Origin of the sequence: Pseudomonas sp. MD330_10, from assembly GCF_042610415.1 — a bacterium.
GTDB classification, from domain to species: Bacteria; Pseudomonadota; Gammaproteobacteria; order Pseudomonadales; family Pseudomonadaceae; genus Aquipseudomonas; species Aquipseudomonas rhodesiae.
Genome location: NZ_JBHGZU010000018.1, coordinates 1 through 13060, shown reverse-complemented (window position 1 = coordinate 13060; position 13060 = coordinate 1). Strand labels below are relative to the sequence as shown.

General features: G+C 62.2%; 7 protein-coding genes. 1 reads left to right on the top strand and 6 read right to left on the bottom strand.

Annotated elements, in window-relative coordinates:
• The first annotated feature begins 35 nt into the window (after positions 1-35).
• Entirely contained in the window at positions 36-983 is a 948-nt protein-coding gene (locus ACFZPT_RS21930; protein ID WP_034115080.1) for a LysR family transcriptional regulator, read from the top strand.
• 248 nt (positions 984-1231) lie between these two features.
• Here the strand turns inward: ACFZPT_RS21930 and ACFZPT_RS21925 are convergent, their stop codons facing one another.
• The 6 genes from ACFZPT_RS21925 to recC all read right to left on the bottom strand — a co-directional run bounded on the left by ACFZPT_RS21925 (position 1232) and on the right by recC (position 12895).
• A complete protein-coding gene (locus tag ACFZPT_RS21925; protein WP_034115081.1) occupies positions 1232-1723 on the bottom strand; it encodes an OmpA family protein in 492 nt (163 codons plus the stop codon).
• Positions 1724-1727: 4 nt separating this feature from the next.
• Entirely contained in the window at positions 1728-2990 is a 1263-nt protein-coding gene (locus ACFZPT_RS21920) for a diguanylate cyclase domain-containing protein (protein ID WP_034115082.1), read from the bottom strand.
• Positions 2987-3562 carry a YfiR family protein gene (locus ACFZPT_RS21915; RefSeq protein WP_034115083.1) on the bottom strand — a complete coding sequence of 192 codons (576 nt, stop codon included), beginning with the start codon at positions 3560-3562 and terminating at the stop codon, positions 2987-2989. Before ACFZPT_RS21915 ends, ACFZPT_RS21920 begins: the two co-directional genes overlap by 4 nt.
• Before the next feature lie 155 nt (positions 3563-3717).
• A complete protein-coding gene (gene recD / locus ACFZPT_RS21910; protein WP_034115084.1) occupies positions 3718-5775 on the bottom strand; it encodes an exodeoxyribonuclease V subunit alpha in 2058 nt (685 codons plus the stop codon).
• Entirely contained in the window at positions 5772-9446 is a 3675-nt protein-coding gene (recB, locus tag ACFZPT_RS21905; RefSeq protein WP_034115085.1) for an exodeoxyribonuclease V subunit beta, read from the bottom strand. The genes recD and recB overlap by 4 nt, the downstream gene beginning before the upstream one ends.
• The gene (recC, locus tag ACFZPT_RS21900; protein WP_034115086.1) at positions 9443-12895 is read right to left on the bottom strand and encodes an exodeoxyribonuclease V subunit gamma; all 3453 of its coding nucleotides are present in this window, start codon (positions 12893-12895) and stop codon (positions 9443-9445) included. Before recC ends, recB begins: the two co-directional genes overlap by 4 nt.
• Positions 12896-13060 lie beyond the last annotated feature (165 nt).

Genomic DNA, 13060 nt, shown 5'->3' with positions numbered 1-13060 from the left:
TCTCTAATAAGAACGCACATAAAAGCCGGACCAATATGCAAAAAAACATCACGTCGCTGGGCTCCCTGAACTGGGATGACCTGAAGTTTTTCCTCGAAGTGGCCCGCACCCGCAAGGCCAGCGTCGCCGCCAAGCGCCTGGCGGTGGACTACACCACGGTGTCGCGGCGCATCAGTTCGCTGGAAGTGTCATTGGGCACGCTGCTGTTCGAAAAATCCCGCACCAACGGCTTTGTACTCACCCCCGAAGGCCAACGATTGCTGGGCTACGCCGAGTCCATTGAAAGCACCCTGCACATGGCCTGCGAGCAGGTGTCCGGCTCCGGTGTCGCACTGTCCGGGCATGTGCGCATGGGCTGCACCGAAGGCTTCGGCAGCTTCTTCGTCACGCCGCAATTGAGCCACTTTGTCGACACCTACCCGGCGATCTCCGTCGACATCCTGCCCCTGCCCCATTTCATCAGCCTGTCCAAGCGCGAAGCCGACATCGTCATCGCCCTGGAACGCCCGGAACACGGGCCGTACGTGTGCTGCAAACTGTGCGATTACACCCTGCAGTTGTACGCCACCCAGGATTACCTCGACCAACATCCGCCGATCCAACGCCCGGCGGACCTGGCCACCCACCCGTTTATAAGTTACGTCGATGACCTGGCCTTCAGCTCCGAGCTGCTCTACCTGGCCAACGTAGTCCCCGGCGCCAGCGCCAGCCTGCGCAGCACCAGCGTGATTGCCCAGTACGTCGCGGCACAACAGGGCCGCTCGATGGCGATACTGCCGTGCTTCCTGGCGGCACAAGACCCACGCTTGTTGCCGGTGCTGGGGGAGCAAATCACGATCACGCGCCAGTTTTGGATGTATTGCCGGGAGGACTTAAGGAAGCTGAAGCGGATTACGTTGTTGTGGGACTACATCCGGGAAGTGACCGAGCAGAACCGGGGGTTGTTGATGGGGGAAACGCGGGAGATGCGATTTGCGGATTAATCGGCCGAAACCAGACCAACCGGTGGGCAGGGACTAGCCGTGGGTCAGCCACGCCGCCATCGGGTTCAAGCCCCCTCCCACATTTGATCTGGTTTCGTCAGCCAGGTATTCAACCTGCAATGCATTCGAGGTGGGAGGGGGCTTGCCCCCGATGGGGCCTGCTCAGTCGATACCTGTGTTGCTGACCCACCGCTACCGGGAGCAAGCTCATACTTGATCGGCATTCAGGTTGAAGCACCCGAAACCGCTCAGTCGGCAATCACCACAATCGCCACCCGCCGATTTTCGGTGCGCCCTGCGGCTGTATCGTTGGATGCCACGGGCTGGCTGCTGCCCAAGCCGCGCAGTTGGATGTTTTCTTCTTTCATACCCACGCTCGTCAGCACCGTGGCCACGCTTTTGGCGCGGCGCAGGGAGAGTTGCTCGTTGTAGGCTTCTTTGCCGGAGGCGTCGGTATGGCCGTCCACGCGTACGCGCTCTATGCCCACGCCGAGCAGGGCTTTGCCGATGCGTTGGACGATCGCGGTGCTCGGCGGGTTGAGGGTTTCGATGTCGCTGCCGAACAGCACTTTGCCCGACAGACCGAATGCCCAGCCGTCATCCGTGAGTTCAAAGCCCTGTTGTTTGAGTACCGCGACTTGCGCCGGGGTCAGGCCTTTAGGTGGTTGTGTCTGACAGCCGCCGAGGGCCAACAAGGCCACCAGCACAGTAAGAAACAGAACGCGTGCAGTCGAGAACAAGGGATCAACTCCTGTGTTGAACGTTAACAGCAGAGTGCTCCGACTCTGCCGTGTGCTGGCCGCCCTGGGTCAGGCGTTTGGCCTGGTACATAGCCGCGTCGGCGGCATTGAGCAAGGTGCCGGGCGTGGCGCCATGCTCGGGGTAAATGGCAATGCCGATGCTGAGCGACGTCAGCACTTGAGAGCCACCCGGCACGTCAATCGGCATGTCCATGCTGGCGATGATCTTGTCAGCGATGCGTTGCGCGTCCTCGGCCTTGTGCAACGGCGCAAGCAGGATGGCGAACTCGTCACCGCCCAGGCGCGCCACCAGGTCACCGTCACGCAGTTGCGCGCGCACACGGGCAGCGACAGCCACCAGCACCGCGTCGCCGGCGGCGTGGCCGAAGTTGTCGTTGATGTCTTTGAAGCGATCGCTGTCGAGGAACAATACCGCGACCCGCTCGTCGAGCTTGGCCGCGCCGCGCAGGGCTCGAATCAGCCGACCTTCGAAGAACGCGCGGTTGGGCAGGCCGGTCAGGCTGTCGTGGTTGGCCTGGTGGGCCAGGGTTTCGTTTTCGCTTTGCAGGTGGCTTTGCCAAGCTTCCATTTCGCCGAGCAAGGCATTGAAGTCACTGCCCAGGCTGTCGAGTTCGGCGATGCGCGCGGGCGGTACACGTCGATCAAAATCCCGCTCGCTGCGAGCGGCGTGAGCCACGGCGGCCAGGCTTTGCAACGGCACGGTGATCCCGCGCAGCAGTCGCCGGGCCAGGTGTAATGCGACCCAGGCGCTGAGGGCGGTGCAGATCAGAATCCCGGCCAGACCACTGAGCAGAAAGCGCAGCAGGCTGCCGCCGTGGCCGGTCAGGTGGATACTGCCGACGGTACGGCCTTGGTGCAGGATCGGTTGGTTGATCGGCTGTTCAAGCAGGGCATGCGCCAGTGCCAGTTCCACCCGCGAGAGCATGCCGGTTTCGGGGCGTGCCCAGTGGGCCAGTAACTTGCCATTGGCGTCGAAAACGTCGGCATCGGCCACCTCTTCGGTGGACGCAATCAGGCTCAGTGCCTCGGTGGCTGCGGCGCGGTCGTTGAACACCACCGCCGCTTCCACGGTGTAAGTGATGGAGCGTGCGATAAGGTGCAAGTTGTGTTCGGCATAGACGCGCAGCGCCAGCACGCCGAGCAGGGTCAGGGACACACTGGCCAGGGTTACCGCCACCAGAGCCAGGATCAAATGACCACGGCCGATAACCGAGCGCAGGCTAGGTCGCACTTTCACATGGGTCATGGAGCAGGCGCCCGGCGGCGGGACAGTTGCAGCACGCTGGGGTGAATGCGCACGCCGCTGCGTGCCACCGAGTCGAGGTTGACCTCGAACGACACTTGTTCATCGCTTACGCGCAGGCAAAACAAGCTGCCGACGGTGCACTGGTCGCCGCCTTCGCTGATGCTGAGCACCGGGTGGCCGATCAACGAGGCAAACAATTGGCTGCGCTCATCGGCGGTAAGCTTGCCGATGTACACCGCGTCGCAGGCGTTGACGATATCGGGATGGTTGACCAACAGGCGCTGCACCACCACCGGACGGCCGGTCGCCTGGGTGGTGCCTTTGATCAGGTCATCGGTGTATTGGGTGGGCCCGACGATACACAGGCGCAATTGCGCTGGCTCCACCGGCCAGCGCGCGTAACTGAGAATACCGAGTACCACCTGAGTGACCGCCTGGGCACGCTGCGCGGCCATACCCTCGGTGGCCGGGACGTCCGCAAACCCGTATGGCGCCAGCGCACACAGCAGCGCCATCAGCAGCAGGCGTCTCCAGCTCCAACGGCACTCTGTGGGCGAGACAGCCACGTTCATGCTGCGATTCTCTCAGGTGTTTTCGTGGGGTGATGCCGCAACGATAGCACAGCGGCGGAAAACCCCGCGAGGCAGTGCCTTCGCGAGGTCCGCTATTTTTTCAGAAAATTCAGGCAGTAGAATCAGAAATATTAGATGACCTATCAGTCAATTTTTTAGGCGCCTTGATCCAACTCCAGCATCAACCCACTCAAGCGCTTGACCTTGCGCCGCACCGCTTCCTCAAACACACCGCCGCGCGGCTCGATCAGGCTGAACCAGCGCTTGGCGCGGGTGATGCCGGTGTATATCAATTCTTTGGTCAACACCGGGTTCAGGGCGTCGGGCAGGATCAGCGCAGTGTGGGTGAATTCCGAGCCTTGGGATTTGTGCACGGTCATGGCGTACACGGTTTCCACATCGTTCAGGCGGCTGGGCAGCACGAATCGCACGCCGCCCTGGCCGTCATTACGTGGGAAAGCCACCCGTAGCACCTGAGGGCCACCGTCGCTTTCGGGCAGTTTGAGGGCGATGCCGATATCGCCATTCATCAGGCCCAGGCCGTAGTCGTTGCGCGTCATCAGCACCGGGCGACCTTCGTACCATTGCTCGTCACCCTCGATCAGCCGCACTTTACGCAGCGCCGCGGTGATTCGCAGATTCAACCCCTCCACACCCCACGGACCTTTGCGCACGGCGCAGAGCAATTGGAACGCGTCGAAGGCCTGCAACAATTGCTGCGCCCAGGCCGTCCAGGCGTGGTCGTCACGGGGGGTGGCGGGTGACGGACGCGCCGATTGCAGCAGGTTCAGGTAATAGCGATAGCCCTCGGCACCGCCGCCCTGCCCGTCCAGCACCAGGCGCTCAAGCGCGTGGTCGTGTTCGCCCTTGAGGCTGACGCAGAACAGGTCGCTGTGGCTGCGCGCGGCCAGCAGCTTGCGGGCCTCTTCGGCTTTTTGCTGGTTGACCCAGCGCGCCAGTTGGCCGATGCCGCTACCTTCGCCGAACCGCCGCGAATAGCGCAGCATCACCACTTGTTGCGCCAGGGGGTGGCTGTGGTCCAGGTCTTCGCTCAGGCCGCTGGTGCTGAGGTCTTCACCGCTGACGGCTTGTAGCCACTGGCGCGTGTCGGGGCTGTACCAACCGGCTTCGGCGTCGCGGCATAAATCGCCGAGCACGGCACCGGCTTCCACCGAGGCCAGTTGATCCTTGTCGCCCAGCAATACCAGACGGGCGTGAGGCGGCAGCGCGTCCAGCAGATTGGCCATCATCTCCAGGTCGATCATCGAGGCTTCATCCACCACCAGTACATCCAGGGGCAGCAAGTTGCCCGCATGGTGACGGAAATGCCGAGTGCCAGGGCGACTGCCCAGCAAACGGTGGACGGTGGTGACTTGGGTCGGGATCTTTTCCCGCACCGTATCGGGAACACTCAGCGACAGCACTTGCTGGCTGATGGATTCGGTCAGGCGCGCCGCCGCTTTGCCAGTGGGAGCGGCCAGGCGAATGCGCAGCGGGCTGCCGGATTCCACGGCCGGCGCCTGCAACAGCGCGAGCAGGCGCACCACAGTGGTGGTCTTGCCGGTGCCGGGGCCGCCGGTAACGATGCTGAACGCCCCTCGGGTAGCCAGGGCGCAGGCGAGTTTCTGCCAGTCCACTACGCCGTCGGGCGCGGGTTGAGCGAACAGGCCATTGAGCCGCTCGGGCAAATCGGCGGTGAAGTTTTCCTGTGTCGCCAGGCGCTGGCGCAATGCGGAATCGATGCGTCGCTCGTAGGTCCAGTAGCGCCGCAGGTACAGACGTTTCCCCGACAGCACCAGAGGCCGGCTTTGTGCCGCTTCACTGCCGTCGAGTGCAAGGGCGACCAACGAGCTGGCGGCCAGTGCATGGCACCAATGGGCGCCATCGAGGCCATCGAGCAACTGCGACGGAAGCAACATCGCGCCGGTCTGCAGGTCGCCTTCGGGCGGTAGGGACAGGGCAAAATCCGGCGCCTTTAGGGTTTCGAACAGATCAAGGCAGACGTGCCCGTGACCCAATTGGTGGCTGGTCAACGCCGCCGCGAGCAACACTAGAGGATCGGCCTGGGGATCGAGTTCGTGCAGGAAGCCAACGAAAGCCTTATCCAGCGCCCGCAACCAGCCGCGCTCGACCCAGCGTTCCAGTAATTGCACCAGATCGGCGGAGCGTTCCAGCGGCGCTAGTGCCTCCAGCGGTAATGGCGACAGGCTCATAACAGCACTCCTTGTTCCCAGGCCGGCTCAGTTTTGGGTGGCAGCGGTTTGCCTTGGAACAACAGGTCCAGGCCTTCGATCAGCGCCCGTGGCGGCCGGGTGAAATACGCGCCTTGGCTGGAAGACTGGGTGCCGCGCAGGAACAGATACAGTGCGCCGCCAATGTGGCGGTCGTAATCGTAGTCGGGCAACCGTGCCTTGAGCTGGCGATGCAGGGCCAGTAGGTAGAGGACATATTGCAGGTCATACCGATGCTCAAGGATCGACTGTTCCATGGCTTGCGGGGTGTAGGCCGAATCGTCAGGCCCGAGCCAGTTGGATTTGTAGTCGGCCACGTAGTAGCGGCCATCGTGTTCGAACGTCAGGTCGATAAACCCCTTGAACATGCCGTTGAGCAGCACTGGTTCGGCAGCCACCCGGGCGACGCCGTCATGGGTGTACTGACACACCAGTTTATCCAGGGCGAGCACATCGACCTTATGACTGGCGAACCAGAACTCCATCTCGATCTGATAGTGCCGCAAGCCGCTCAAGGCCACGCGACCGTTATCCACAGGCAGTGGCGTGTGCAGCAGATGGCCCAGCCAGGCACTGAGGGTAACGATCCACCCCTCCCAGTTGCGCCGATTGCAACGCGCGCCGACGGCTTGTTCGATGGCCTGCGGCGTCACGTTGAAGCCTTCTTCACCCGCCCATTCCAGCAAACCGTGCAGGAAGGTACCGGGGTTGGGGCCGCGTGGGAAACGGTGAATGTCGCCACCAGACGCTGCCACTTCACGCGGTGCATCCGGGTCCAGGCGCTCGTCATCGAACAGCTTTTGCGCTTGTGGGTTTTCGGGCGCTTCGAGGGTCGGGCTGCTCAGGCTGTCGCCAATACGCAGCGCGCTGTAGGAAGCAATCCACCAGTTTTCCGCCGCCTTGCGGCTGGGCAACAACGGCGCGAGCAGCGTGGCCTGGTTGCGCGGCGGGTGGAACAGCACCTCTTGCGCCTCAGGCACTTGGGCGTAATGGATGGCTGGGCAACCGTCCTGCAAATCCAGCAGCCAACGGGCCAGGCCCGCCGACTCGCGCAGCACATTGCCGCCGCCAAGCAAATAGCCCAGCGCACACAAGTGCAGGACCGAACTACTGCTGTTGCCGCGCTTGAGGTCGGCGATGCCCAGCCAGCACGCGTGCTTGGCGCGGGTCAGGGCGACATAAAACAAGCGCAGGTCTTCGGCCAGCCGCTCGTCGTCAGCCTGGGCAATCAGCTCGGCGGTCGGGCGCAGGCTGACCTGGGATTTGCCATGTTCATCGTGGTAGTGCAGCGGCAGGCGGCTGCCGTCCACGGGTTTGGTCGAACAAATAAACGGCAGAAACACCAGGTCGTATTCCAGACCTTTGGATTTGTGGATGGTGACCACTTTGACCAATTGCTCATCGCTTTCCAGGCGTAGGATCTGCTCTTCACCGGCTTGACCCGAGAGCGCCAGATGCTCGGCCAGGTGGCGGATCAACGCTTGTTCGCCGTCCAGCTCCGAGGCGGCCTGTTGCAGCAGTTCGCTCAAGTGCAACAGGTTGGTCAACACACGTTCGCCGTCGCTGCGGGCGATCAGGGTTTGCGGCAATTTGAAGTCGTGCAGCAAACGCCGCAGCATCGGTAGCACGCCTTGGGTGCGCCAAATCGCACGGTAACCGCGAAACTGCATAACGCGGCTTTCCCACGCCAATTCGTCCTGATTCAGACGCTCCAGTTCGGGCAGCGACAGATTCAACGTGACACACGCCAGGGCGGCACGCAGGGGGCGCTCCATATCCGGCTCGGCGCAGGCCTTGAGCCAGGCCAACAGGTCATGGGCTTCCTGGGCGGCAAACACCGAGTCCTTATCGGACAGGTACACGCTTCGCACACCCCGAGCGGCCAATTCCGCACGCACGGCTTGGGCCTCCTTGCCGTCGCGGACCAGGATGGCGATATCCGACGGCAATACACCTTTGAAGCTGGCGTCCGGCTGTAGGAAACCGGCCTTGCCTTGCTGCCCGGCATTGAGCAGCTCAACAATCTGCGTAGCACAAGCAGCAGCCAGCTGCTGGCGGTACACCGCGTTGGAAATCGGCTGGTCGGTTGCCAAGTGCCAGAGGTTCATCGCCGGCACAGGCTGGCCGTCGACCAGCAAGGTCTCTTTGCGGCCTTGGGACAATACCGGCTGGAACGGCACCGGGTTATCGCCATTCGGCTCGCGGAACAGAAACGCACCGCGCCCGGACTCCGCACGCTGGAACACATGATTCACTGCGTCGACCATGGCATGGCTGGAGCGGAAGTTGGTGCCCAGGGTGTGATGGCGGCCGAGTGTGGATTTACGTGCGCGCAGGTAGGTGTAAATGTCGGCGCCACGGAAAGCGTAGATCGCTTGCTTGGGGTCACCGATCAGGAACAGGCCGCTATCCAGGTGGTTTTCTTCGATGCGATAGATGCTGTCGAAGATGCTGTACTGCACCGGGTCGGTGTCCTGGAACTCATCAATCAACGCGACCGGGAATTGCTCGCGGATCACGCTGGCCAGGCGCTCGCCGCCCTCTGCTTGAAGGGCCGCGTTGAGGCGGATCAGCATGTCATCGAAGCCCATTTCGGCGCGTCGGCGTTTTTCCTCTTCGAAGCGTTTACCCACCCAGGCGGCGGCGTGTTGCAACACGGCGGCGTCCGGGGTGGGCAACGCGTCAAGGCTGGCTTTGAGGTTGGCCATGGCATCGATACCGGGATGCCGGGGCGGCTCGCCTTTCCAAGCTTCGGCCATGCCCTCGGGCGTAAGGCGTGTGAAGCCGGTGCCGATGTCCAGTTGCTCCTGGGTTTCGTCGCTTGCCCAGGCACTGATTTTTTCGAACCAGGGCTCGAAATAGCGCGCTTGCATCTTGCGACCGTCGACGGCTTTGGCAGCCACGGCCTGCAGGCAAAGATCGCGCAGTTCGGCGGCCCATTGCTGCCAGGGCGCTTTGAGGGCGACCAGCGCTTCGCGGCGCTCCTGCAAACAGGCGTTGATCAACTCGGCGGGATCGCGGGTTTCGTCGCTGGGACGCTCGCTGCCGAACAGCGCGCGCACGCGCGGCATCAGCGCAGCGGGGCCGCCCCAATGAGTGCGCACCCAGTTGAGGGCATCGTCGTGCATCGGGTAGCAGAACAGCCGCCAGTAATCGCGCAGTACTTCGCCGAGCAGGTCGCTGTGATCGGTTTCCAATGTCTGGGTAAACAGGCTGCCGCTGTCGAACGCATGTTCGCGCAGCATGCGCTGACACCAACTGTGGATGGTGGACACAGCCGCTTCGTCCATCCACTGGGCAGCGATGTCCAGGCGGTTAGCGCAGGCGGGCCACTGCTCAGGCGCATAGTGCACACGCAGGTCGGCGATCAGAGCGTCGGGCGACGGGATCTCATCGCGGAAAAACCGCGCGGCCTCAGCCAGGCGAATGCGGATACGCTCACGCAGCTCCTTGGTGGCGGCGTCGGTGAAGGTCACCACCAGGATCTGCGGCGGCAGCAATTCACGACCAAACCCCCACGCATCGCCGCCGTGGCCAAGCACCAGGCGCAGGTACAAGGCGGAAATTGTGAAGGTCTTGCCGGTGCCGGCGCTGGCTTCAATCAGCTGGCTACCTTTGAGTGGGAAGGCCAGGGCCAAAGGTGTGCTGCTCATGCGCGGGCCTCCTCGCCAGTAAGTGATCGCCACGGCGCATCAAGCATGGGTCGGTACAGTGTTTCGCACCAACCTTCGAATTCTTCGCTGGCCACCAAGGCTGCGTAATCCGGAAATTGGCGCGTGAGTGCGGGGGTTTCCCGGCGTTCGCCGTCGGTGGTCAGCCCGTCGCCTTCGTAGGCTTTGCTCGCCGCGGCATGGGCTTTGGCCGGATCGGTCTGGCCCAACCAGGCGAATGCGGTCTTGACCGCCACCGGCAGCGGCTTGCGCATGCCACTGTGCCAGGCCAGGAGCAGGTGGCCGAGGATATCCTGGGCGAGCGCTGGGTCCAGCGGGGCCAGCAGCAAGGTGTCATCACTGGCCACTAGGCCGGTACTCAACGGCAGCCCGCAAGCGCAGGCCACCAGATGATTGACCCACGGGCGGATCAGACGATGCCACTTGCGTGTCTTGATCGAGCCGATGCTATTAGGAATGGTGCTGACGCTGAGCAACCCGCCATCACTGCGCCGATGCAGCCCACTGATCCAGCCTTCCAACCTGATCCCCTGATGCTCAAAACTGACCGGTTCCGTCGCGGTATGCGGGATTGGCCATAGGGCCAGTAGTTGCTGGTAGCGTTGCAGCAGGCCGGGCAAAGGCTCGATCAGTTCGTTGCGCAGACATTCGCCGAAACCAACCATGGGCAGCAGGCCACTGCCTTGTAGGCGCTGGGCCTGCGCCTTGAGCGCCTGGTCGAGGTGCTCCGGTTGGCTCAGCGCGGCATTGAGCAGGCTGTCGCTCAGGCTGTAGCGTTGCAGAGCATCAAGAACGAAGGGTTCTTCATCGGCCAGAGGTACTTCGGCGGCTTCAAAGAACACTTTCAGACGCTGGCTGAAGAAATGTTTAACCGGGTTGCGTAGGAAATCCTGCAACTGACCGAGACTTAGAGGTTCTTCTTGCTGATGCTGCGCCAATTCCGGCTCCGTGCCGGTGACGGGCGCGTCCTCGTGCAATACCTGCCATTCGCGGGCGTAGCTGAACAGCGGATCGCCTGCGTGGAAGTAGCGGGCGCTGAACGGCTGCAATGGGTGTTCCTGGGTCAGCGCGTCAATGAGGGGGGCGTCGTTTGCCGCGTGTTTCCAGCCGCTGGCGAGATGATCGCGCAACTGGCCGATCAGCACCGAAGCCGGACGCTCGCTGTTGTCGCGGATGCTGCGGCCGACCCAACTGATGTAGAGCTGGTCTCGGGCAGAGAGCAGGGCTTCGAGCAACAAGTAACGGTCGTCTTCGCGACGGGACCGGTCGCCTGGGCGGTAGTCGCTGCCCATCAGGTCGAAGTCCAGCGGTGGCTGGGCGCGAGGGTAATCGCCGTCGTTCATACCCAGCAGGCAGACGAGCTTGAAGGGAATGGCACGCATGGGCATCAGGGTGCAGAAATTGACAGCTCCGGCGAGGAAACGCTGGGACAATCGGCCTTGATCCAGACCGGCGAGCCAGGCTTCGCGGACCACGGTGAGCGGTAACTCGTCCTGCAGGCCGACGGACTCACAGGTTTCCAACCAGGTTTCTCGCAGCTGTTCCAGTTGGCTCAGCAGATAGTCATCGTGTTCACTACTGGCCAGGAAGAACCGCTGCATCAAGTCTTGCAAGCGCTCGCCCCATTGCTGCGGCGCTGCTGGCTCGGACAAGGCCTGATGAGCGTCACTCAGCGCATCGAGCAAGGCAACCAGCGGGCCAATCAGCGCCGCGTCGAGGCCGCCAATTTCGTCGTAAGGTTCGATACCTTCGCAGGCCGCGCCACTGCCCACCGCATACCCCAGCAACATGCGGCGCAGGCCGAATCGCCAGCTGTTCTGTTCAAGCTCAGCAGGCAGGCCCAGGCCGGCACGTTGTTGCGCGTCGAGCCCCCAGCGGATACCGGCGCCTTCGATCCAGCGATGCAGCGTCGGCAGGTCGCGTTCCTTGATTGCAAAGCGTTCGCGCAGGGCGGGAACGTCGAGCAGATCGAGGATTTCGCTGACGGGGAAGCGGCTGTCGGGGAGTTTAAGTAGATGCTCGACTGCGATCAGCAACGGATCGCGGCCGCGTTGGCCCTGGTCCGTCAGGGTGAACGGGATAAAGCGCGGATCGTTGCGCTCAAGCTGACCGAACACAGCACGGATATGCGGCGCGTAGCTGTCGACATCCGGGACCATAACGATGATGTCACGAGGACGCAGCGTGGGATCGGCACTGAAGCGCTGCAGGAGTTGGTCGTGCAGCACTTCGACTTCACGTTGCGCGCTGTGGGCGATGTGGAAACGGATAGACGAATCATGCTCCAAGTCGACAGCGGGCCATAGATCGCGGGTTTCATTGAGTGGGCGCAGTTCGAGGATATCGTCCTGCAACTGATTGAGCAGTGTGGTCGGGGTGCTCTCGCTGAACAGATCGATGCGTCCATCGCGGAATGCGGCGCGGTAGCTATTGGGATCGTCGTAACTGTCCAGCAGGCTGATGTAGTCGCGCCCCTGTTTGCCCCAAGCAGCCAACAGCGGATGGGCATGCTGGTGCAGGGTTTGCGGGTCGATACTGATCGGCATGCCGGCTTTACGTGCTTGGCGTTTGTATTCGTTTCGAAGCAGGTCTTTGTCGGCGACGATGTCGGACCAATGGTGGCGACAGGGGTTGTGTACGCATAACAGAACTTGACTGAAACGAGCCAGACCGGCGAGTGCTTCGAGAGCCTGGGCGGGCAATGACGAAATACCGAACACGATGACCCGTGAAGGGAGGTCGGGTGGAGCTTCCTCGAGGGTATTGATGCGTTCGATAAAGCGCTGATGCACGCCGGCACGGCTTTCGGCCATGCCCTCCTCACCGACATCCAGCAGCAGCGCACGCCATAACTCGGCTTGCCAGCAGTTCGCCGGACTGAGGGGCTTGGCCTCACCTCGTCCATTGCGCAGTTGATGCCGACCGGCGGCCCAATCTTCAAGCCAGTCGGCGCGGTAGACCTGATATTGGTCGAACAGGTCGGCCAAGCGTTCGGCCAATTGGTAGCGTTTGCGCAGGTCGGTGTCGTGGGTTAGGAAGCGCTGCAGCGGCTCGAAGTGCGGTTGGTCAATGAGCTCGGGCAGTAGGCGCATCAACCGCCAAGTGAGTGGGGCTTTATCGAGCAAGGATTTGGGGGGGATTTCGTCACGCCCCAGGACCATGCGATAGAGCTGCCACATAAAACTGCCGGGGAGTTGTACGTCGATGGCAGCAGCGATGCCGCAGCCGCCCATGTCATCGTCTTCCGGATCTTCAGCCAATGCCAGCTTGAGCCACTGGGCAATACCGTTGCTTTGTACCAATGCAATTTCATTTTCCAGGGGCGCTAGGGGATACCGGCGCATCCAGCTAACCACCAGGCTGCGCAACTCATCCAAGCGGTTACCGTGAACCACCATGAATCCAGCGCTGAGGGACATCGCATCCGGCATAACAGCTTCCTTGGGAAAGCAAAATCGGGGGTATGGACTTTAGCACCGAAGTCGGCGCTGATGATGCCCACGGCTTTTCGAGCGCGCAAAACAAAACCCCAACTGCTTTCGCAATTGGGGTTTCGGAATTTAATCTTGACGATGACCTACTCTCACATGGGGAAA